Origin of the sequence: Streptococcus sp. CF8_St5-17, from assembly GCF_024295665.1 — a bacterium.
In the GTDB taxonomy this organism is placed as follows: Bacteria; Bacillota; Bacilli; order Lactobacillales; family Streptococcaceae; genus Streptococcus.
This window is the reverse complement of sequence record NZ_JANCOU010000008.1, coordinates 1-20,490: the sequence shown is the minus strand read 5'-3', so window position 1 is coordinate 20,490 and position 20,490 is coordinate 1. Positions and strand designations below refer to the sequence as shown.

Annotated in this window: 23 protein-coding genes and 1 pseudogene; 21 read left to right on the top strand and 3 right to left on the bottom strand. The window is 41.8% G+C overall.

Going from position 1 to position 20,490, the window contains the following annotated elements:
• Position 1 precedes the first annotated feature (1 nt).
• The 5 genes from NMM19_RS06995 to NMM19_RS06975 all read left to right on the top strand — a co-directional run bounded on the left by NMM19_RS06995 (position 2) and on the right by NMM19_RS06975 (position 4,437).
• Positions 2–907 (top strand): PTS mannose/fructose/sorbose/N-acetylgalactosamine transporter subunit IIC, encoded by a 906-nt coding sequence (locus NMM19_RS06995; RefSeq protein WP_178894415.1) that lies wholly within the window; start codon positions 2–4, stop codon positions 905–907.
• Complete coding sequence (locus NMM19_RS06990) at positions 894–1,715, top strand: PTS system mannose/fructose/sorbose family transporter subunit IID (protein WP_178894416.1); 822 nt, start codon at positions 894–896, stop codon at positions 1,713–1,715. Before NMM19_RS06995 ends, NMM19_RS06990 begins: the two co-directional genes overlap by 14 nt.
• 3 nt (positions 1,716–1,718) lie before the next feature.
• Positions 1,719–2,123 (top strand): PTS sugar transporter subunit IIA, encoded by a 405-nt coding sequence (locus NMM19_RS06985; RefSeq protein WP_006149628.1) that lies wholly within the window; start codon positions 1,719–1,721, stop codon positions 2,121–2,123.
• 99 nt (positions 2,124–2,222) lie between these two features.
• A complete protein-coding gene (locus NMM19_RS06980) occupies positions 2,223–3,386 on the top strand; it encodes an SIS domain-containing protein (protein WP_178894417.1) in 1,164 nt (387 codons plus the stop codon).
• A 13-nt stretch (positions 3,387–3,399) separates the two neighbouring features.
• The gene (locus tag NMM19_RS06975; RefSeq protein ID WP_178894418.1) at positions 3,400–4,437 is read left to right on the top strand and encodes an aldose epimerase family protein; all 1,038 of its coding nucleotides are present in this window, start codon (positions 3,400–3,402) and stop codon (positions 4,435–4,437) included.
• A gap of 41 nt (positions 4,438–4,478) precedes the next feature.
• Here NMM19_RS06975 and NMM19_RS06970 read toward each other — a convergent pair whose 3' ends face one another.
• Both NMM19_RS06970 and NMM19_RS06965 read right to left on the bottom strand, forming a co-directional pair.
• A complete protein-coding gene (locus tag NMM19_RS06970) occupies positions 4,479–6,158 on the bottom strand; it encodes a ribonuclease J (RefSeq protein WP_004250408.1) in 1,680 nt (559 codons plus the stop codon).
• A gap of 1 nt (position 6,159) precedes the next feature.
• Positions 6,160–6,393: a DNA-dependent RNA polymerase subunit epsilon gene (locus NMM19_RS06965; RefSeq protein WP_049496700.1), complete on the bottom strand. Its 234-nt coding sequence runs from the start codon at positions 6,391–6,393 to the stop codon at positions 6,160–6,162.
• Between the two features lie 272 nt (positions 6,394–6,665).
• Between NMM19_RS06965 and NMM19_RS06960 the strand changes: the two genes are divergently transcribed.
• The 14 genes and pseudogenes from NMM19_RS06960 (at position 6,666) to NMM19_RS06895 (ending at position 17,201) form a co-directional block, all read left to right on the top strand.
• Entirely contained in the window at positions 6,666–6,872 is a 207-nt protein-coding gene (locus tag NMM19_RS06960) for a hypothetical protein (protein ID WP_178894419.1), read from the top strand.
• Positions 6,873–6,982: 110 nt separating this feature from the next.
• Complete coding sequence (gene tsaB / locus NMM19_RS06955; RefSeq protein ID WP_178894420.1) at positions 6,983–7,669, top strand: tRNA (adenosine(37)-N6)-threonylcarbamoyltransferase complex dimerization subunit type 1 TsaB; 687 nt, start codon at positions 6,983–6,985, stop codon at positions 7,667–7,669.
• Positions 7,663–8,100 carry a ribosomal protein S18-alanine N-acetyltransferase gene (rimI, locus tag NMM19_RS06950; protein WP_178894421.1) on the top strand — a complete coding sequence of 146 codons (438 nt, stop codon included), beginning with the start codon at positions 7,663–7,665 and terminating at the stop codon, positions 8,098–8,100. The genes tsaB and rimI overlap by 7 nt, the downstream gene beginning before the upstream one ends.
• Positions 8,090–9,100 carry a tRNA (adenosine(37)-N6)-threonylcarbamoyltransferase complex transferase subunit TsaD gene (gene tsaD, locus NMM19_RS06945; RefSeq protein ID WP_178894422.1) on the top strand — a complete coding sequence of 337 codons (1,011 nt, stop codon included), beginning with the start codon at positions 8,090–8,092 and terminating at the stop codon, positions 9,098–9,100. The genes rimI and tsaD overlap by 11 nt, the downstream gene beginning before the upstream one ends.
• 95 nt (positions 9,101–9,195) lie before the next feature.
• A pseudogene (locus NMM19_RS06940) lies at positions 9,196–9,318 on the top strand (MutR family transcriptional regulator); the annotation flags it as partial.
• Positions 9,319–9,375: 57 nt separating this feature from the next.
• On the top strand, positions 9,376–10,044 hold the full coding sequence (locus NMM19_RS06935) for a CPBP family intramembrane glutamic endopeptidase (protein WP_178894424.1): 669 nt from the start codon (positions 9,376–9,378) through the stop codon (positions 10,042–10,044).
• Between the two features lie 203 nt (positions 10,045–10,247).
• Positions 10,248–10,856 carry a hypothetical protein gene (locus tag NMM19_RS06930; RefSeq protein ID WP_178894425.1) on the top strand — a complete coding sequence of 203 codons (609 nt, stop codon included), beginning with the start codon at positions 10,248–10,250 and terminating at the stop codon, positions 10,854–10,856.
• A 140-nt stretch (positions 10,857–10,996) separates the two neighbouring features.
• On the top strand, positions 10,997–11,692 hold the full coding sequence (locus NMM19_RS06925; RefSeq protein WP_178894426.1) for an AzlC family ABC transporter permease: 696 nt from the start codon (positions 10,997–10,999) through the stop codon (positions 11,690–11,692).
• The gene (locus tag NMM19_RS06920) at positions 11,682–12,005 is read left to right on the top strand and encodes an AzlD domain-containing protein (RefSeq protein WP_178894427.1); all 324 of its coding nucleotides are present in this window, start codon (positions 11,682–11,684) and stop codon (positions 12,003–12,005) included. Before NMM19_RS06925 ends, NMM19_RS06920 begins: the two co-directional genes overlap by 11 nt.
• Before the next feature lie 102 nt (positions 12,006–12,107).
• A complete protein-coding gene (locus NMM19_RS06915) occupies positions 12,108–12,950 on the top strand; it encodes an amino acid ABC transporter substrate-binding protein (RefSeq protein ID WP_178894428.1) in 843 nt (280 codons plus the stop codon).
• 153 nt (positions 12,951–13,103) lie between these two features.
• Positions 13,104–13,958 (top strand): MetQ/NlpA family ABC transporter substrate-binding protein, encoded by an 855-nt coding sequence (locus tag NMM19_RS06910; RefSeq protein WP_016466399.1) that lies wholly within the window; start codon positions 13,104–13,106, stop codon positions 13,956–13,958.
• A gap of 121 nt (positions 13,959–14,079) precedes the next feature.
• Positions 14,080–15,453 carry a M20/M25/M40 family metallo-hydrolase gene (locus NMM19_RS06905; RefSeq protein WP_178894429.1) on the top strand — a complete coding sequence of 458 codons (1,374 nt, stop codon included), beginning with the start codon at positions 14,080–14,082 and terminating at the stop codon, positions 15,451–15,453.
• Positions 15,446–16,507 (top strand): methionine ABC transporter ATP-binding protein, encoded by a 1,062-nt coding sequence (locus tag NMM19_RS06900; RefSeq protein WP_178894430.1) that lies wholly within the window; start codon positions 15,446–15,448, stop codon positions 16,505–16,507. The genes NMM19_RS06905 and NMM19_RS06900 overlap by 8 nt, the downstream gene beginning before the upstream one ends.
• Before the next feature lies 1 nt (position 16,508).
• Positions 16,509–17,201 carry a methionine ABC transporter permease gene (locus NMM19_RS06895; RefSeq protein ID WP_004250431.1) on the top strand — a complete coding sequence of 231 codons (693 nt, stop codon included), beginning with the start codon at positions 16,509–16,511 and terminating at the stop codon, positions 17,199–17,201.
• Between the two features lie 24 nt (positions 17,202–17,225).
• On the opposite strand, the gene NMM19_RS06890 is transcribed toward NMM19_RS06895, so the two are convergent.
• Positions 17,226–17,795 (bottom strand): MptD family putative ECF transporter S component, encoded by a 570-nt coding sequence (locus NMM19_RS06890; RefSeq protein ID WP_178894431.1) that lies wholly within the window; start codon positions 17,793–17,795, stop codon positions 17,226–17,228.
• 196 nt (positions 17,796–17,991) lie between these two features.
• Between NMM19_RS06890 and hisS the strand changes: the two genes are divergently transcribed.
• Positions 17,992–19,272 (top strand): histidine--tRNA ligase, encoded by a 1,281-nt coding sequence (hisS, locus tag NMM19_RS06885; protein WP_178894432.1) that lies wholly within the window; start codon positions 17,992–17,994, stop codon positions 19,270–19,272.
• 172 nt (positions 19,273–19,444) lie between these two features.
• Positions 19,445–20,490, top strand: a 1,046-nt coding sequence (locus NMM19_RS06880) for an Ig-like domain-containing protein (protein WP_254730700.1), incomplete at its 3' end; no start/stop codon positions are given.

The window sequence follows — 20,490 nt, the reverse complement described above, 5'->3', positions numbered from 1 at the left end:
TATGATACAATGGTGGCAAATTTTACTTCTCACTTTGTACTCAGCTTATCAAATCTGTGATGAGTTGACGATCGTTTCTTCTGCAGGTTCGCCTGTATTCGCTGGTTTCATTACTGGTTTAGTCATGGGAGATTTGACAACTGGTTTGTTTATCGGTGGTAGCTTGCAGTTGTTCGTACTTGGGGTAGGTACCTTCGGTGGTGCTTCTCGTATCGACGCAACTTCTGGTGCGGTTCTTGCGACTGCTTTCTCAGTTTCACAAGGAATCGAAACAGACCTTGCGATCACTACAATCGCTGTACCAGTAGCAGCACTTTTGACTTACTTCGACGTACTTGGTCGTATGACTACAACATTCTTCGCTCACCGTATTGATGCTGCGATCGAACGCTTTGACTACAAAGGAATCGAACGTAACTATCTTCTTGGTGCAGTTCCTTGGGCTCTATCTCGTGCCCTTCCAGTATTCTTCGCCCTTGCTTTCGGTGGAGAATTCGTACAAGGTGTTGTAAACCTTGTTAAAGAATACCAATGGGTTGCAGACGGTTTGACTCTTGCAGGTCGTATGCTTCCAGGTCTTGGATTCGCTATCTTGCTTCGTTACCTTCCAGTTAAACGTAACCTTCACTACCTTGCTATGGGATTCGGTTTGACAGCTATGTTGACTGTACTTTACTCATACGTAACAGGTCTTGGTGGAGCAGTTGCTGGTATCATTGGCACTCTTCCTGCTGACGTTGCTGAAAAAATTGGCTTTGCTAACAACTTCAAAGGATTGTCTATGATCGGTATCTCTATCGTAGGTATCTTCCTTGCGGTTGTTCACTTCAAGAACAGCCAAAAAGTTGCTGTAGCAGCACCTTCTACACCATCAGAAAGTGGGGAAATTGAAGATGACGAATTCTAATTACAAATTAACAAAAGAAGATTTTAATCAAATTAACAAACGTAGCTTGTTCACTTTCCAATTGGGATGGAACTACGAACGTATGCAAGCATCAGGTTACCTTTACATGATCTTGCCACAATTGCGTAAAATGTATGGAGATGGAACTCCTGAGTTGAAAGAAATGATGAAAGTTCATACTCAATTCTTCAACACTTCACCATTCTTCCACACAATCATCGCTGGTTTTGACCTTGCCATGGAAGAAAAAGATGGCGTTGTCTCAAAAGACGCGGTTAACGGTATCAAGACAGGTTTGATGGGACCATTCGCTCCTCTTGGAGATACAATCTTTGGTTCACTTGTACCTGCTATCATGGGATCTATCGCTGCAACAATGGCTATCGCTGGTCAACCTTGGGGTATCTTCCTTTGGATCGCAGTTGCAGTAGCGTATGACATCTTCCGTTGGAAACAGTTGGAATTTGCATACAAAGAAGGGGTTAACCTTATCAACAACATGCAAAGTACTTTGACAGCTTTGATTGAAGCTGCATCTGTACTTGGTGTATTCATGATGGGTGCTCTTGTAGCAACAATGATCAACTTTGAAATTTCATACAAATTGCCAATCGGTGAAAAGATGATTGACTTCCAAGACATCTTGAACTCAATCTTCCCACGTTTGCTTCCAGCAATCTTCACTGCATTCATCTTCTGGTTGCTTGGTAAGAAAGGCATGAACTCTACAAAAGCTATCGGTATCATTATCGTGCTTGCCTTGGCTCTTTCTGCTCTTGGTAAATTTGCACTTGGAATGGGCGCATAATTTATGACTAAATCATTGATTTTAGTGAGCCACGGTCGTTTCTGTGAAGAACTTAAAGGTAGCACAGAAATGATTATGGGACCACAAGACAACATTCATGCGGTGGCTCTTCTTCCAGAAGATGGACCAGAAGAATTTACTGCTAAATTTGAAGCTGCTATTGAAGGATTGGATGATTTCCTAGTCTTTGCAGATCTTCTTGGTGGAACACCATGTAACGTGGTGAGCCGTCTGATTATGGAAGGTCGTGACATTGAACTTTATGCAGGAATGAACCTTCCAATGGTTATTGAATTTATCAATGCAAGCCTAACAGGCATTGATGCGGACTATAAGAGTCGTGCTTCAGAAAGCATTGTGAAAGTTAATGATTTATTGGCTAGCTTCGATGACGATGAAGATGAATAAGATGTCACAAACCATCTTATAAAAAATATACATGGGAATGGGAGCGACTCCCATTCCCATGTTTTCAATCATGAAACAATATTAGATTAGAGGTTTTCAATGCTAGATTATACAAAAGAAGATTTGCTTGAGTTGGGAGCAGAGATCACCACACGCGAAATTTACCAACAACCAGATGTTTGGAAGGAAGCTTTTGAATCCTATCAAGCCCGCCGTGATGAAATTGCCGCATTCTTGCAAGGGATTGCAGCTAAACATGACTACATCAAGGTTATCCTGACTGGTGCTGGAACTTCAGCTTATGTAGGCGACACCTTAGTTCCATACTTCAAGGAAGTCTATGACGAACGTAAATGGAATTTCAATGCTATTGCGACAACAGATATCGTTGCAAACCCACAAACTTATTTGAAAAAAGACGTGGCGACTGTTTTGGTATCATTTGCACGTAGTGGAAACTCACCTGAGAGTGTAGCAACAGTTGACTTGGCAAAAGCTTTAGTTGATGAGCTTTATCAAGTAACAATCACATGTGCGGCTGAAGGGGAATTGGCTCTTCAAGCACATGGAGATGATCGTAATCTATTGCTCTTGCAACCTGCAGCTTCAAATGACGCTGGATTTGCAATGACATCAAGCTTTACTTCTATGATGTTGACAGCACTTTTGGTCTTCGATCCAACTGAATTTGCTGTTAAAGCTGAACGTTTTGAAGTGCTTTCTAGTCTTGCTTGTAAAGTTCTTGACAATGTGGCAGATGTGAAAGAATTGGTTGACCTAGACTTTAATCGAGTAATTTACTTAGGTGCAGGTCCATTCTTCGGGCTTGCTCATGAGGCACAACTGAAAATTTTGGAATTGACTGCTGGTCAGGTTGCGACAATGTATGAAAGCCCAGTTGGCTTCCGTCATGGTCCAAAATCTCTTATCAATGAAGATACTGTAGTTTTAGTTTTTGGTACTACGACAGACTATACTCGTAAGTATGACTTAGACTTGGTTCGTGAAGTTGCAGGGGACCAAATCGCTCGTCGCGTTGTTCTCTTGAGTGATCAAGCCTTTGGTCTTGAAAACGTTAAGGAAGTAGCACTTGGCTGTGGTGGAGTTTTGAATGACGTTTACCGTGTATTCCCTTATATTGTTTATGGTCAATTATTTGCTCTCTTGACTTCACTTAAAGTTGGCAACAGACCTGATACACCATCACCTACAGGTACAGTAAACCGCGTCGTTCAAGGTGTCATTATTCACGAATTTAAATAATAAGGAGAGAAGGATGAAAGCATACACAGAACGTGTATTTGGGAAAGTGGATGACAAGGATGTTGTCGCTTATCGCTTTGAAACAGAAGCAGGCTACCAACTAGAAGTCATGACCTATGGTGCAACGATTCTACGCTATGTAACTCCTGATAAGGCTGGTAATTTTGCCAATGTTATCCTAGGCTTTGATGATTTTGACAGCTATGTAGGTAACAGTCCTAAACATGGAGCGAGTGTAGGACCAGTTGCAGGTCGTATCGCAGGTGCGACATTCGAATTGAATGGGAAAACCTATGAACTCGAAGTCAACAACGCTAGCAACTGTAACCACAGCGGTTCGACAGGTTGGGATTCTAGCTTGTTTGAATTGGTTGAAGTCAGCGACCATGGTTTGACTCTTTACACAGAAAGAACAGACGGTACAGGAGGTTTCCCTGGAAATCTTAATATCTGGATCAGCTACCACTTGGAAGAAAATGGTGCTTACGAAGTTAGCTATAAGGTGACGACGGACCAGGATACCTTGGTCAATCCGACCAACCATAGTTACTTTAACTTGTCTGGGGATTTCACTCAGACGGTTGATCGCCATGTTTTCCAACTGAATACAGAAGGTATTTACCCAATCGCTCCTGACGGTGTACCTGCAAAAACTCCAGATGCTAACCGAGATGTAGTCAAACATATCTACAATGGTGCCTTGTTGAAAGATATCTTTGCAGACGAAGATGAACAGATTCAACTCGTATCTGGATTGGACCATCCATTTGCTCTTCCTGCAGGACATGATAATGCTGGTTTCCTCTATGACCAAGCTTCAGGTCGCTTCCTGCTCTTCAAGACAGAAGCATCTTGCTTTGTAGTCTACACAGCTAACTTTGTGGATGAGAGTGTCATGATAGCTGGTCAACCAATGATTCAACATAATGGGATTGCTCTTGAGGCGCAAGCCTTACCAGATGCTATTCATAGTGATCTTAAAAATCAAGTTATCCTCAAAGCAGGTGAAACTTTTACCAGCAAAACTCGTTACGAAATCGTTGTTAAATAATAAAAATTCTCTGAAGTCATAGGATTTCAGAGAATTTTTTCTTATTCTTCATCTGGCGTGAGAATCATCGGAATGATGATTGGTTCACGTTCAGTGTTTTCGTAAAGGAATGGTCGAATGGCGTTTACGATAGCACCGTTGACTGATTGGACGCTAGCGTCCTTGTTTTTCAAAGCGATACGAATAGCATTGAAAAGGATGCGTTGGCTTTGACGGATCAAGTCGCCAGATTCGCGCATGTAGACGAAACCACGACTAAGGATATCTGGTCCAGAAATAATCATCTGAGACTCAAAGTCTACCGTTGCGACAGCAAGTACAACACCATCTTCGGATAGGTCTCGGCGGTCTTTTAGGACTGCAGCACCGATTTCACCAATCCGATTTCCATCGACGTAGATATCTTGAGCATTGAAATGACCAGCGATACGAGCAGAGTTTGCAGTAAGGGCAAGGACATCACCATTGCTCATGATAAAGATATTGTCCTTCTCAACTCCAGTATCTACGGCAAGTCCAGCGTGGACTTTTTGCATGCGATATTCACCGTGGACAGGCATGAAGTATTTTGGTTTGATGAGGCGGAGCATAAGTTTTTGTTCTTGCTGACCACCGTGTCCAGATGTATGGATGTTGTTAATCTTACCATGGATAACTTCAACACCAGCTTCAGAAATGATGTTAATCAGCTTGTTGACGCTAGTGGTGTTTCCTGGAATTGGGCTAGATGAGAAGATAACCGTGTCACCAGGCTGGAGTTGCACCTGACGGTGAGTTCCGTTAGCGATACGAGAGAGAGCAGCCATAGGTTCACCCTGGCTACCCGTACAGAGGATAAGAATCTCACCCGCAGGGTAATCTTTGATTTCATTTGGCTCGATGAAGGTTCCCTTAGGAGCTTTGATGTAGCCAAGCTCGATTCCGTTAACAATGGCTTTCTCCATAGAGCGTCCAAAGACAGCAATCTTACGCCCTGTTTTGACAGCAGCATCAGTCGCTTGTTGGAGACGGAAGATATTTGAGGCAAAGGATGCAAAGATGATACGTCCTTCGATACCTTGGATAATCTTCATGATAGACTGACCAACGACCTTTTCAGAGTTTGTAAAGGTTGGCACTTCAGCATTTGTCGAGTCTGAGAGTAAGCAAAGCACTCCGTCTTCACCTAGGGCTGCCATACGGTGCAAGTCTGCAGGTTCACCAACTGGTGTAAAGTCAAACTTGAAGTCACCCGTACAAACGATTTTCCCTTGAGGGGTGTGAATAACGATACCCAAAGGCTCTGGAATCGAGTGGGTTGTTCTAAAGAAGGTTGCCTTAAGATTTTTAAAGGTCAACTCAGTATTGTGGTTGATTTCGTGAAGTGTAGCGTTGCGCAAAAGTCCGTGCTCTTCGAGTTTTCCACGGATCAAAGCGAGAGCTAGTGGACCTGCATAGATAGGGATATTTGCTTGCTTGAGCAAGAACGGAATCCCACCAATATGGTCCTCGTGTCCGTGGGTAATCAAGAGAGCCTTGACGCGGTCGATATTTTCGACAATGTAAGAGTAATCAGGGATAACGTAGTCGATACCAAGAAGATCATCCTCGGGGAATTTAATCCCTGCATCAACGATGATGATTTCGTCTTGGTATTCGATTCCGTATGTATTTTTACCGATTTCTCCTAGACCACCAATGGCAAAAACGCCCACTTCTTCTGGTTTAAGAGTATAGGCCATATTAGAACTCCGTAATTTCGAATGCGCCAGTTTCTTTTTCGTAGTCTAGCAATTTGTCTGACAAGAGCTCGATATATTCAACGTTGAATTCTGGACGGTTTTTTTCAACAAGTTCACGGGCAATGATACGTCCCTCAAGTTCTGAGTTAGCATCAATGTCTAAGTAAAGTGAGCGTGTTGTTTCACGACGTGGGCTACGGTCTTTAGTTTCTTGATAAAAAACTTTGTAAATCATGTGTTTCCTTTCTGTTTTCAGGTCAGCTGTATTCAAAAAATTACCAGCTTGAAGCTGTTTGTTTCTATTTCATTTTCTGCCTGTATTGACCTTGATTCGTTACAATTATCTCAATTATAACATAAAAAGGGGAATTAGTAAAAGCAGGAAACATGAAAGTAAGGAGCTTGAAATGTGTTTCATTGTGCCCGATACAAGTATTTGAAGACTTTGGAATCAAGTGCTATAATAAAGTTAGAAAAGAGGTTTTTCCTTATGAAGGAGGGCAGGATATGTTTCAACTAGCTATTATCATTCGTCTTCTGGCCTTTGCGGTATTCGTTGCCTGTGTTTACGGAGGAAATGTTTTGTATACTCGGCTAGAGTATCGGAAAGCCAAACTCATTTGGAAGATTGGTTTCGTGACTCTGTATTCGTTTTTCCTTCTCCTGGTGACCTATGTGGTCTGGTTTGTGTTTTACTTTGGTTTGAATTCTTGAGTGCTTGTCCTGTCTATTTGGCAGGACAATTTTGTTTCAAAACAAAGAAAATTCCCATGTGTCAGCTTTTGTAGTATAATAGTAAGCAGACAAAAAGATAGGAATGTGTTATGAAAGTATTAGCTTTTGATACGTCCAGCAAGGCTCTTTCTCTAGCCATTTTAGAGGACAAGCAGCTTCTGGCCGAGACTATGATCAATATTAAGAAAAATCACAGCATTACCCTCATGCCTGTCATCGATTTTTTGATGGCCAGTCTAGATTTGACACCTAGAGATTTGGATCGAATCGTAGTAGCAGAGGGACCGGGTAGCTATACAGGTTTGCGAATTGCAGTAGCAACTGCTAAGACTTTGGCTCATACTCTAAACATTGAGTTAGTGGGGATGTCTAGCCTTTTAGCCCTGGTACCGAGCCGGCAGCAAGGTTTGGTTGTCCCTTTGATGGATGCGCGTCGCAACAATGTTTATGCAGGATTTTATGAAAATGCCCAACCAGTCTTTCCAGAAGCGCATCTATCTTTTGAAGAGGTGTTAGAAAAAGTCAAGGATGCTGAGCAGGTAACCTTTGTTGGAGAAGTTGGAGCCTTTGTGGATCAAATCCAAGAACAATTGCCACAAGCTAACTACCAAGAAACCATACCAAACGCAGCGAATCTAGCTCTTTGGGCCTGGGACAAGGAAGCAGACTCCTTGCACGACTTTGTGCCGAATTACCTCAAGCGTGTCGAAGCTGAGGAAAACTGGCTTAAGAATCATGCCGAGTCCGGCGAGTCTTACATTAAACGCCTATGGTAGGAATCAAACGAATCCAACAGCAACCTGACTTGGCTCAAGCTATCTATGCTGTTATGGTAGATGTTTACCCAGTCAGCCCTTGGACGCTGGAACAAATCCAAGCAGACCTGTCTCAAGACCAGACTTGGTATGCTCTAGCTTATGATGGGGCAGAAGTGATAGGTTTTCTAGCAATTCAGGAGAATCTTTTTGAAGCAGAAGTCCTGCAAATCGCTGTCAAGAAAGCCTATCAAGGACAGGGGGTAGCTTTAGCCTTGTTTGCAACATTGCCGACAGACAAGGAGATTTTCCTCGAAGTTAGAAAGTCAAATCACCGAGCGCAAGCATTTTACAAGAAAGAAAAAATGGCGGTCATCGCTGAGCGAAAAGCCTACTACCATGATCCAGTTGAGGATGCCATTATCATGAAGAGAGAAATAGATGAAGGATAGATATATTTTAGCATTTGAGACATCCTGTGATGAGACCAGTGTCGCCGTCCTGAAAAACGACGATGAGCTCTTGTCCAATGTCATTGCTAGTCAAATTGAGAGTCATAAACGTTTTGGTGGCGTGGTGCCAGAAGTGGCTAGCCGCCACCATGTTGAAGTCATTACAGCCTGTATCGAGGAGGCGTTAGCAGAAGCAGGAATTACTGAAAACGATGTGACAGCTGTGGCGGTTACCTACGGACCGGGCTTGGTTGGAGCTTTGCTAGTTGGCTTGTCAGCTGCCAAGGCTTTTGCTTGGGCTCATGGTCTTCCTCTGATTCCTGTGAATCACATGGCTGGTCACCTCATGGCGGCTCAAAGTGTGGAACCCTTGGAGTTTCCTTTGCTAGCCCTTCTAGTCAGTGGTGGACACACAGAGTTGGTCTATGTTTCTGAAGCTGGTGATTATAAGATTGTTGGGGAGACCCGTGATGATGCAGTTGGTGAAGCCTATGATAAGGTTGGACGTGTCATGGGCTTGACCTATCCAGCAGGTCGTGAGATTGACGAGTTGGCTCATCAAGGTCAGGATGTGTATGACTTCCCACGTGCTATGATTAAGGAAGACAATCTGGAGTTTTCATTCTCTGGTTTGAAGTCTGCCTTTATCAATCTTCACCACAATGCCGAGCAAAAGGGAGAAAGCTTGTCCAAGGAAGACCTATCTGCTTCCTTCCAAGCAGCTGTCATGGATATTCTCATGGCAAAAACCAAGAAGGCCTTGGAGAAATATCCTGTTAAAACCCTAGTCGTGGCTGGTGGTGTAGCAGCTAACAAAGGTCTTAGAGAACGCCTAGCAGCCGAAATTACCGATGTCAAAGTTATCATTCCGCCTCTGCGCCTCTGTGGAGACAATGCAGGTATGATTGCCTATGCCAGCATCAGCGAGTGGAACAAAGAAAACTTCGCAGGCCTGGACCTCAATGCCAAACCAAGTCTCGCCTTTGATACCATGGAATAAAGAGTCAGCTTGAGGCTGACTTTTTTGCTAAAATATTTTATAATATGTTAAAAAAGGAAAAGTTTTACGAATAGAATAGTAAGGGGAGTTTGGCCATGATTGAAAAAATGGAATTGGGAGAATTTTACAAGGAATTGCGTCTGGCGAGAAAACTCAAGCAGTCAGATGTTGCTTGTGATGGACTGACAGCATCCCAGCTATCCAAGTTTGAACTAGGGCACTTTTCGTCTTATGCTGTCCTTATTTCATAATTTCATAGTATAGGAGAAAATAAAATGAAAAAGATAATCTCACGCTACTACTTGTTTATAGCTATTCTACTTGTCATTGCTGACCAGTTCTTGATTCGTCTGGTTTTACACAGCGACCTTGCTGCAGGTCTATCTGACTTTGCCTATTATTTGTCAGATATGATGTTGAATTTTCTTGTGGTTTTGCTTGCTATTATTGTTATGGTTTGGTTAGGTAAATGGCAGAAAATCAGCAGCAGAAAATTTAAGGGTTCCTATCTTTTCTATTCCTTTTTAGCTCTTCTTGCTTTTGTTATTTGGAATTTCGTCACATTTTTTATTTTCCCACCTACTAAAAATGAAATTGCTTATCAACTGGATGTTCCTACTTTTACAGGAGCTACGGCATTTTTGATGTATTTTTTCTATCCTGTAATTGCAGGTCCCATTTTTGAAGAGATGATTTATCGTGGATTGGTGATGACTGCTCTGGAGAAAGGAAAGAAATGGGGACTGGATGTGCTTGGTTCGGCTGCTTTGTTTGGGATCTTGCATATTAGTAACCACGGTTGGGTTTTAACAGACTTTTTCTTCTATATGGGTGGCGGTCTCATATTTGCAGTCTTGTTTAGAGTGACAAAGTCCATTTATTGGCCTATTGGACTGCATATAGTTTACAACGGCATTGGCCAGACTCTCCCCTTGCTGTTTTAGAGTTTCTGCCAATCATAAAAACAAAAGAACTGACTAGCTAAGTATTATAAATAAGACTGGTTTTTCAGTCTTTTTTATTTTGGCTGTCTGTTACTAATTTTTGATCAATTCTTTGTTTCCTCAAAATTCAGAGAACAAATCTCAAAATGTAATCGAAAAATCCAAAGTTTGTCAGTCTGAGACTTTTTTTGTATAGTAGATATATGAAATTTACAAAAATAATCAGTGGTTTGCTTGCTCTTGGAGCTTTATTGCTTTGTATGTCAGCTTGCCAGCATATTCCAAAGACACAATTGATTCTATTTGAGTCACTGTCATTCAATATGCCCCTCAAATCTCTTGAAAAAGTGTTTGGAGAAGCTGATGAAGTGATAGAAGAAACGGAAACCGCCTATCGGGACACTTGGCATGCAAGGGATCCTTATTTCTATAAAACAGGGCGGCTTTTCTATCATTACGAAAATATTGCATTGAATGGTTATACAGGTCGAGCAGATTTCACATTTTCAAAATCACATCGCTTGGAAGAAGCGACAGTTCATATTCCTGTAGCTTCAAAAATGGAGCAACAAGTAGCGCTCTACAATTTATCCCAGACTATAAAAAAAGAAATTGAAGCTCTTCCGACTTTCAAATCCGTAACTACCGAGACAGTAGGATTATACGATGATGGCTATCGCTATAAAGTCAAATTGCAAGGCCAAAGGAGAGAGCTCTGGGTTGATGTCTACCCGATAGAAAATGAATATACTGAAAAAAATGAAGGCTATAAGTATAGAATTCGAATTGATCAATTTCTCATGTATCCATAATGAACCATACTGTTCAGGGGCTGATACTTGCTATTAGTTTCAAATTCCAGACTGTTTTCTCCTCTTTGAATGTGTTATAATAATTTTTGCTGTGACTGTCTGGAAAGTAGTTGATAAAGTAATGAATAGTGAGGAGGTTTATGAAAGAAAAAGGATTTTGGGAGGGTGTACAAGCAGCTGTGCCGACGGCTTTAGGTTATATCAGCATCGGTCTTGCTTGTGGGATTATCGGTTCTCCCTATGTAACACCTGTGGAAATGGGCTTGATGAGCCTCTTTGTCTATGCTGGGAGCGCCCAGTTTGCCATGATAGCCTTGATAGCAGTTCAAGCACCTGTGGCAGCCATTGCTATGACGGTCTTTTTGATTAATCTACGTCTCTTTTTGTTGAGTTTGCATGCTTCGACCTATTTCCGTCATACCAGTCTCTGGCATAATATCAGCATGTCTAGCCTTTTGACCGATGAAACCTATGGGGTCTTGATGGGAGAACGGGTTCATACGGATAAGGTCAACCCTATGTGGATGCATGGAAACAATCTCAATAGCTATATTTCTTGGTTTTTGGGAACAGTTGTCGGAACCGCTCTAGGTGGCCTTTTGCCAAATCCGGAAGTTTTTGGTCTAGATTTTGCCCTAGTGGGGATGTTTATCGGGATTTTCACTTCCCAGTTTCAGATTATGCAAAAACGGATTCCCTTACGGAAACTCTTCATCATTCTGGGAGTTGTTGCTGTTTCCTTTTTTGTGCTCTTGACAGTAGTGTCTCAGTCGCTAGCTGTCCTATTTGCGACCTTGTTGGGTTGTACCATGGGGGTGATTTTGGATGGTCAGTAAGTATATTTTAATGGCAATCGTCTTTTCTGGCTTGGTGACTTGGATTCCGAGAATGATTCCTTTTATCCTTGCCAAGTACAAGGGGTTGCCACCTATCGTAGAGCGCTTTTTGAAATTTCTCCCAGTCTCTGTTATCTTTGCCTTGATTCTTTCAAGTGTGGTGACAGGAAAAGCTGGAAGCTTCCCGCAGATAAAATGGCTAGACTTTCTAGCAGTCTTCCCAACAGCCTTTGTGGCCTTTCGTTACCGTAATCTGGTGGGGACGGTTCTCTTTGGAGTAGTCTTGATAGCAGTCCTACGTTTGGTCTTTTAATCAGCCATAAAGAAAACCTATCACAAATATAGAAATCATATAATGGCGCGATCTCATTTTTTCTGTTAAGATAAGAATGTATTTTATTTTGGAGGAATTATCATGAAAAAAATCGTTAAATATTCATCACTTGCTGCTCTAGGGCTTGTTGTCGCAGGTGTATTAGCAGCTTGCTCAGGTGGTGAGAAGAAAGATGCTGCAACTAGCGAAGCAACATCTGGTAAGAAAGAAATTATCGTTGCAACCAACGCTTCACCAAAACCATTTAACTATGAAGAAAATGGTGAGTTGACTGGTTACGAAATCGAAGTTGTTCGTGCTATCTTTAAAGACTCTGACAAATATGATGTCAAGTTTGAAAAGACAGAATGGTCAGGTATCTTTGCAGGTCTTGACGCAGATCGTTACCAAATGGCAGTTAACAACATCAGCTACACTAAAGAACGTGCAGAAAAATATCTTTATGCAGCACCAACTGCCCAAAACCCTAATGTCCTTGTAGTGAAGAAAGATGACAACAGCATCAAATCACTTGATGATATCGGTGGAAAATCTACTGAAGTCGTACAAGGAACAACATCAGCTAAACAGCTGGAAGAATACAACAAACAACACGCAGATAATCCAACTGTCCTTAACTATACAAAAGCTGATTTCCAACAAATCATGTCTCGCTTGAGTGACGGTCAATTTGACTACAAGATTTTTGATAAAATCGGTGTAGAAACAGTTATCAAAAACCAAGGTTTGGATAACTTGAAAGTCATCGAACTTCCAAGCGACCAACAACCTTACGTGTACCCACTTCTTGCAAAAGATCAAGATGAATTGAAATCATTTGTTGACAAACGCATCCAAGAACTATATAAAGACGGAACTCTTGAAAAATTATCTCAACAGTTCTTCGGTGGTTCTTACCTCCCAGCAGAAGCGGACATTAAATAAGCTTTTAAATCATCCATTCTCTCGTAGGTGGATGATTTTGTAACTTTTAGACATATAGTTTCAAACTATATGTCTGCCTATCTAATAACAATTTGCTAAATCAAATAAAGTATGAGATACTATTACGGTATTATTTTTAAAGGAGAAAGAATCATGAAAATCAAAAAATGGTTAAGCGTAGCAGCGATTGCTACAGTAGCAGGCCTTACACTTGCAGCTTGCGGAAATTCAGACAAGAAAGCGGACAATACAACTACAGTTAAAATTGCAACTGTTAACCGTAGCGGTTCAGAAGAAGCGCGTTGGGATAAAGTCCAAGAATTGGTTGAAAAAGACGGAATTAAATTGGAATTCACAGAGTTTACAGACTACTCACAACCAAACAAAGCAACTGCTGATGGTGAAGTAGACTTGAACGCTTTCCAACACTACAACTTCTTGAACAACTGGAACAAAGAAAACGGTAAAGACCTTGTAGCGATTGCAGATACTTATATCTCACCAATCCGCCTTTACTCAGGTAAAAACGGTGAAGAAAACAAGTATACTAAAGTGGAAGAAATCCCAAATAACGGTGAAATTGCAATTCCAAATGATGCTACTAACGAAAGCCGTGCCCTTTACCTTCTTCAATCAGCAGGTTTGATTAAATTGGATGTTTCAGGAACTGAACTTGCTACAATCGCAAACATCAAAGAAAATCCAAAGAACTTGAAAATCACTGAGTTGGACGCTAGCCAAACAGCTCGTTCATTGACTTCAGTTGATGCAGCTGTTGTAAACAACACTTTTGTTACAGAAGCAAAATTGGACTACAAGAAAGCACTCTTTAAAGAGCAAGCTGACGAAAACTCAAAACAATGGTACAACATCATCGTTGCGAAAAAAGATTGGGAATCATCACCTAAAGCTGATGCAATCAAGAAAATTATCGCAGCTTACCACACTGACGAAGTGAAAAAAGTCATCGAAGAAACTTCAGACGGCTTGGATCAACCAGTTTGGTAATAAAAACAGGGAGGTGGGAGAGATTTTTCCACCTCTTGCTTTTATATAGAGACTAAAGAAAAGGAACATCCACTTGTATTGATTCCAAAGGTACAAGTCCTAGTAGAAAGGTAGAGAGAAAATGGTTTTCCCTAGCCAAGAAGAACAAATTGAAAAGTTTGAAAAGGATCATGTAGCGCAGCATTACTTTGAAGTTTTGCGTACCTTGATTTCTAAAAAATCAGTCTTTGCCCAACAAGTTGGTCTGAAAGAGGTGGCTCGTTATCTAGGCGAAATCTTCAAGCGCGTAGGTGCAGAGGTCGAGATTGACGAGAGCTATACAGCACCTTTTGTCATGGCGCATTTCAAAAGTTCACGTCCAGATGCCAAGACTATCATTTTCTACAACCATTATGACACAGTACCAGCAGATGGTGATCAAGTTTGGACAGAGGATCCTTTTACACTCTCTGTGCGTGATGGCATTATGTATGGACGCGGGGTTGATGATGACAAGGGGCATATCACTGCTCGACTCAGTGCGCTGAGAAAATACATGCAAGATCACGATGATCTTCCAGTCAATATCAGCTTCATCATGGAAGGGGCAGAGGAATCTGCCTCTATGGACTTGGATAAATATTTAGAAAAACATGCGGACAAACTTCGTGGTGCAGATTTATTGGTCTGGGAACAAGGAACAAAGAATGCCTTGGAACAGTTAGAAATCTCTGGTGGGAACAAGGGGATTGTAACCTTTGATGCCAAGGTCAAGAGTGCCGATGTGGATATCCACTCTAGCTATGGAGGTGTTGTGGAGTCAGCGCCTTGGTATCTCATTCAAGCCTTGACCAGTTTGAGGGCTGCGGATGGGCGCATTTTAGTTGAAGGCTTGTACGAACATGTGCAGGAGCCTAATGAACGTGAGTTAGCCTTGATTGAAACCTATGCCCAACGCAATCCAGAGGAAATTAGTCAGATTTATGGCTTGGAATTGCCACTTTTACAAGAGGAACGTACAGCCTTTCTCAAACGGTTTTTCTTTGAACCAGCATTCAATATCGAAGGAATTCAGTCAGGCTATCAAGGCCAAGGGGTTAAAACGATTTTGCCAGCAGAGGCTAGTGCCAAGCTAGAAGTCCGTTTGGTTCCTGGCTTAGAACCCCATGATGTTTTGGAGAAAATCCGAAAACAACTAGACAAAAACGGTTTTGATAATGTAGAATTGTACTATACCTTGGGTGAGATGAGCTATCGAAGCGATATGAGTGCACCATCTATTCTCAATGTTATTGAGCTGGCCAAGAAATTCTATCCACAGGGCGTATCGGTCTTGCCAACAACGGCTGGGACAGGTCCTATGCATACGGTATTCGATGCCTTAGAAGTACCCATGGTTGCCTTTGGTCTAGGAAATGCTAATAGCCGAGACCATGGTGGAGATGAAAATGTGCGAATCGCCGATTATTACACCCATATTGAATTAGTAGAGGAGCTGATTAGAAGCTATGAGTAGAGATATTATCAAATTAGATCAGATCGATGTGACTTTTCACCAAAAGAAAAGAACCATCACAGCGGTCAAGGATGTGACCATTCACATCCAAGAAGGAGATATCTACGGAATTGTAGGATATTCTGGAGCAGGGAAATCAACCCTAGTTCGTGTTATTAACCTTTTGCAAAAACCATCTGCAGGTCGAATTACCATTGATGATGATGTGATCTTTGACAACAAGGTTACCTTAACTGCGGAGCAATTACGCCATAAACGTCAAGATATTGGGATGATTTTCCAACACTTTAACCTTATGAGCCAGAAAACAGCAGAGGAAAATGTAGCCTTTGCTCTCAAACACTCTGGACTCAGCAAGGAAGAAAAGAAGGCTAAAGTAGCTAAGTTGTTGGACTTGGTGGGCTTGGCTGACCGTGCCGAAAACTATCCTTCACAACTATCTGGAGGTCAAAAGCAACGTGTGGCTATTGCGCGTGCCTTGGCCAATGATCCAAAAATCTTGATTTCGGACGAGTCAACTTCAGCTCTGGATCCAAAGACAACGAAACAGATTTTGTCACTCTTGCAAGAATTGAACCGTAAACTAGGTTTGACCATTGTCCTGATTACACACGAGATGCAGATTGTCAAAGACATTGCTAACCGTGTAGCAGTCATGCAGGATGGTCGTCTGATTGAAGAGGGTAGCGTTCTTGAAATCTTCTCAGATCCTAAGCAACCATTGACCCAGGACTTTATCTCAACGGCGACAGGTATCGATGAAGCTATGGTCAAGATTGAGAAACAAGAAATCGTAGAGCACTTATCTGAAAACAGCATTTTGGTACAACTCAAGTATGCAGGCGCTTCTACAGATGAACCACTTCTGAATGAATTGTACAAGCACTACCAAGTAACAGCCAATATTCTTTATGGAAATATTGAAATTTTGGATGGCACTCCTGTTGGTGAACTTGTGGTTGTCTTGTCAGGGGAAAAAGAAGCCTTGGCAAGCGCTCAAGATGCCATCCGTCAGGCTGGTGTGCAACTAAAAGTATTGAAGGGAGGACAGTAAGATGGCAGAATTGATTAAAGCATACTTACCAAACGTCTACAAGATGGGTTGGTCTGGTCAAGCTGGCTGGGGAACAGCAATCTACTTGACCCTTTATATGACGGTTCTTTCCTTCATCATCGGAGGTTTCCTAGGGCTGGTTGCAGGGCTTTTCCTTGTCTTGACAGCTCCAGGTGGTGTCTTGGAAAATAAAGTTGTTTTCTGGATTTTGGACAAGATTACCTCTATCTTCCGTGCGGTGCCATTCATCATTCTCTTGGCTGTCTTGTCACCCTTCTCTCATCTAATCGTAGGGACAAGTATCGGGCCAAATGCGGCTATTGTACCCCTATCTTTTGCAGTCTTTGCCTTCTTTGCTCGTCAAGTACAGGTGGTATTAGCTGAGCTAGATGGTGGTGTCATCGAGGCAGCTCAAGCTAGTGGAGCTACTTTCTGGGACATCGTAGGTGTTTACCTATCAGAAGGTCTACCAGACTTGATCCGTGTGACAACTGTGACCTTGATCTCACTAGTCGGTGAAACAGCTATGGCGGGAGCGGTCGGAGCAGGTGGTATCGGTAACGTAGCTATCGCTTATGGATTTAACCGTTTCAATCATGATGTGACAGTCCTTGCGACGCTCATCATTATCCTGATTATCTTTACAATTCAGTTTTTGGGAGACTTCTTGACCAAGAAATTAAGTCATAAATAAAAAGAGCCATTCGGCTCTTTTTATTTATCTTTTATGTGTCAACTTCTTACTAAGTGCTTGTCCAATCAGGGCGCCAAGTAAAGCACCAATGAGGACACTTGCGATAAAAAGTAGGATATTACCGAGATTCGGTGAGACCATAATGCGGTCAATATAGTCCTGAGATTTCCCACGAGCTACTAGAGTTGCTATATAAGCTTGAGGGGTTATCCACATAAGTAGAATGGGACCGGTGGTGCCAAAAGCAAATACTAGGAAGGAAAGAAGGTTCTTGACCTTATCCTTGTAATGACCAAGATGGGCGATGCCATCCGCTGCAAGTCCACAGATGATTCCTGGGAGAAAGGCTCCAGCACCATGCTTGCTCCCGAGGAAAAAGAGAGAGATAACGAGCCCAATCGTTGTAATCGCTCCAAAGCGAGGCACTTTTTCTAAAAGAATCATATAGACGCTACCACCTACAAGAGCAGAAAAGGCAGGGGCATAAAACATATTTCCAGTGTGGTCGATAAGGTTTCCTAGTAGAACCCCCACTCCGATACAGAGAAAGTAGACAAGGGCAGCCACAAGAGTTGTCAAGATATTCTTTTTCATAAGTTCTCCTTCGTATATCTGATGGTTTTCATTGTATCATGCCTGGCTTAGATTGTAAATACTGGCCGATATTTGCTATTTGTCCGGAAACTAGATGAAAGAGGAATAGACTAAAGCTATTTCTTTACTCCTCTGACTGTCCCAATCCTTTCATTTATGGTAAAATAGGACTATTAAGTTATAAAGAGGATTCCCTATGAAATTACAAAAACCAAAAGGAACGCAGGATATTTTACCTGCTGAGTCTGCCAAGTGGCAGTACGTTGAAGGCTTTGCGCGTGAAATTTTCAAACGCTACAACTATGCAGAAGTGCGTACCCCTATTTTCGAGCATTATGAAGTCATCAGTCGTTCTGTTGGAGACACAACCGATATCGTAACCAAGGAAATGTATGATTTTTATGACAAGGGTGACCGCCATATCACTCTCCGTCCAGAAGGAACAGCTCCAGTCGTTCGTTCTTATGTGGAAAACAAACTCTTCGCACCAGAAGTGCAAAAACCAAGCAAGTTCTACTACATGGGGCCAATGTTCCGCTATGAGCGTCCACAAGCAGGTCGCTTGCGTCAATTCCACCAGATTGGTGTGGAGTGCTTTGGCTCTAGTAATCCAGCTACAGATGTGGAAACAATCGCTATGGCAGCCCACTTCTTGAAAGCAATCGGTGTTCAGGGTGTCAAACTGCATCTAAATACTCTTGGAAATCCTGAGAGTCGTGCGGCCTATCGTCAAGCCTTGATTGACTACTTGACACCGCTCAAAGATAGCTTGTCTAAGGATAGTCAACGTCGTTTGGAAGAAAACCCTCTCCGTGTCTTGGACTCTAAGGAAAAAGAAGACAAGGCAGCAGTGGAGAATGCACCATCTATCTTGGATTACCTCGATGAAGAAAGCCAAGCCCACTTTGATGCTGTGCGTCAGATGCTGGAAAATCTTGGAGTAGACTATATCATCGATACCAACATGGTGCGTGGTTTGGACTACTACAACCACACGATTTTTGAGTTTATCACTGAAATCGAGGGTAATGAATTAACAGTCTGCGCAGGTGGTCGCTATGATGGCTTGGTTGCTTACTTTGGTGGTCCTGAGACTGCTGGTTTTGGGTTTGGACTTGGTGTAGAACGTCTCCTTTTAGTTCTTGAAAAGCAAGGTGTAGCACTCCCAATCGAAAACGCCCTAGACGTTTATATTGCTGTTCTTGGTGAAGGAGCAAATATCAAGGCTTTAGAGTTGGTACAAGCTCTTCGTCAACAAGGCTTCAAAGCAGAGCGTGATTACCTTAACCGCAAACTCAAAGCACAGTTTAAGTCGGCTGATGTCTTTGGAGCTAAGACACTTATCACTCTAGGAGAGAGCGAAGTTGAAAGCGGTCAAGTGCAGGTCAAGAACAACCAAACTCGAGAAGAAGTAGAAGTTTCTCTTGAAGCTATTAGTAAAAATTTCTCAGAAGTATTTGAAAAATTAGGCTCTTAATAGTAAAGTAATGAACCAGGGTTTTATTCCTGGTTTTTATTTAATAAAAAATCCGACCATTGAAGACTATTTTTATATAAAAAGTTGGGAAAACTGGAATATTATTAAAAATAGCTTGTAAACGAATTCAAAAAATGCTATGATATATTTGATTAATTAAGAGGAGTCAACCATGAATTATTTTAAAAAGAACACGATGCGCGTGTTTGCATTTTTGGGTATAATCGTGTTATCTTTGACGGTACTGACAACAGTATTTGCAGCTGATGTTACAGACTATACCAATAAAACATCAATCACTGTTGATGGTCAACCATTGACATCTGACACTCAAATCGGAACAGGTAAAGTTTTGGAAGCAACCAATACCATTTCTTTCCCTGATACTCAACAAATTAAGGAAGGCGATATACTGGTACTTGACCTTCCTAAAGAATTGGGCTTGATTACTAAGCTAGAATTTCCAATTACTCATAGTAGTGGTGAAGTGATTGGGAATGCTGTGACAGATCCAAGCACTCAAAAAGTAACGATCACATTTACAGATTATTTCTCTAAGAATTACAAAGATAAGGTAATGTCTTTGAAATATTCTGTGCGTCCAAATGTAACGAACTTACCAGAATCTGGTAAATATACTTTCCAATTCGGGACAGAAAAATATACCCTCAATTACAATAAAACAGACGGTGAAGCTGGTGACTATGAAATGAAGTATGGTTACCAAGATTCAGAAAATCCTAATCGCATCAAGTGGCGTGTTGTTTTGAATGCTGTTCAAGATAAATTGAACAACATGGTCATTAAAGATGACTTTAGCGATAGTGGACAAGTCTTGGTGGAAAGCTCTTTCCGTGCGGTTCGTTATGCAACGCAACCAGAGAAGATTCCAAATGAAGCAGCACTTCTTAAACTGGAACCAATTGATAACTTTAGCAAAAAAGCTGAATTTACTCGAAATGCGGATGGTAAAATCACAGGGTTCACCATTAACTTTGGTGACAACTGGAACTGGGCAATGTACATTGAGTACACAACAGAATTAACTTCAGAACTTCCAAAAGGTACTCAAGTTGCCAATGTTTTGGAATGGTCAGCAAGTAACTTCCAAAAATCTCGTTCAGTCAGTGCATTGACCCGTTTAGAAACAGGTTCAGGTGAGGGTAGTGGAGATAAGACTACTACGACCACAACAACCACAACGACAACTTCTACAAC

Bases quoted from the DNA above. Each gene is read 5' to 3' on its own strand.
- NMM19_RS06965 (WP_049496700.1), bottom strand. From the start codon at position 6,393: ATGATTTACAAAGTTTTTTATCAAGAAACTAAAGACCGTAGCCCACGT.
- NMM19_RS06970 (WP_004250408.1), bottom strand. From the start codon at position 6,158: ATGGCCTATACTCTTAAACCAGAAGAAGTGGGCGTTTTTGCCATTGGT.
- tsaB (WP_178894420.1), top strand. From the start codon at position 6,983: ATGAAAGTATTAGCTTTTGATACGTCCAGCAAGGCTCTTTCTCTAGCC.
- NMM19_RS06905 (WP_178894429.1), top strand. From the start codon at position 14,080: ATGGTTTTCCCTAGCCAAGAAGAACAAATTGAAAAGTTTGAAAAGGAT.
- NMM19_RS06910 (WP_016466399.1), top strand. From the start codon at position 13,104: ATGAAAATCAAAAAATGGTTAAGCGTAGCAGCGATTGCTACAGTAGCA.
- NMM19_RS06890 (WP_178894431.1), bottom strand. From the start codon at position 17,795: ATGAAAAAGAATATCTTGACAACTCTTGTGGCTGCCCTTGTCTACTTT.
- NMM19_RS06960 (WP_178894419.1), top strand. From the start codon at position 6,666: ATGTTTCAACTAGCTATTATCATTCGTCTTCTGGCCTTTGCGGTATTC.
- NMM19_RS06990 (WP_178894416.1), top strand. From the start codon at position 894: ATGACGAATTCTAATTACAAATTAACAAAAGAAGATTTTAATCAAATT.
- NMM19_RS06895 (WP_004250431.1), top strand. From the start codon at position 16,509: ATGGCAGAATTGATTAAAGCATACTTACCAAACGTCTACAAGATGGGT.
- NMM19_RS06915 (WP_178894428.1), top strand. From the start codon at position 12,108: ATGAAAAAAATCGTTAAATATTCATCACTTGCTGCTCTAGGGCTTGTT.
- NMM19_RS06925 (WP_178894426.1), top strand. From the start codon at position 10,997: ATGAAAGAAAAAGGATTTTGGGAGGGTGTACAAGCAGCTGTGCCGACG.
- tsaD (WP_178894422.1), top strand. From the start codon at position 8,090: ATGAAGGATAGATATATTTTAGCATTTGAGACATCCTGTGATGAGACC.
- NMM19_RS06920 (WP_178894427.1), top strand. From the start codon at position 11,682: ATGGTCAGTAAGTATATTTTAATGGCAATCGTCTTTTCTGGCTTGGTG.
- NMM19_RS06930 (WP_178894425.1), top strand. From the start codon at position 10,248: ATGAAATTTACAAAAATAATCAGTGGTTTGCTTGCTCTTGGAGCTTTA.
- NMM19_RS06975 (WP_178894418.1), top strand. From the start codon at position 3,400: ATGAAAGCATACACAGAACGTGTATTTGGGAAAGTGGATGACAAGGAT.
- hisS (WP_178894432.1), top strand. From the start codon at position 17,992: ATGAAATTACAAAAACCAAAAGGAACGCAGGATATTTTACCTGCTGAG.
- rimI (WP_178894421.1), top strand. From the start codon at position 7,663: ATGGTAGGAATCAAACGAATCCAACAGCAACCTGACTTGGCTCAAGCT.
- NMM19_RS06985 (WP_006149628.1), top strand. From the start codon at position 1,719: ATGACTAAATCATTGATTTTAGTGAGCCACGGTCGTTTCTGTGAAGAA.
- NMM19_RS06980 (WP_178894417.1), top strand. From the start codon at position 2,223: ATGCTAGATTATACAAAAGAAGATTTGCTTGAGTTGGGAGCAGAGATC.
- NMM19_RS06935 (WP_178894424.1), top strand. From the start codon at position 9,376: ATGAAAAAGATAATCTCACGCTACTACTTGTTTATAGCTATTCTACTT.
- NMM19_RS06995 (WP_178894415.1), top strand. From the start codon at position 2: ATGATACAATGGTGGCAAATTTTACTTCTCACTTTGTACTCAGCTTAT.
- NMM19_RS06900 (WP_178894430.1), top strand. From the start codon at position 15,446: ATGAGTAGAGATATTATCAAATTAGATCAGATCGATGTGACTTTTCAC.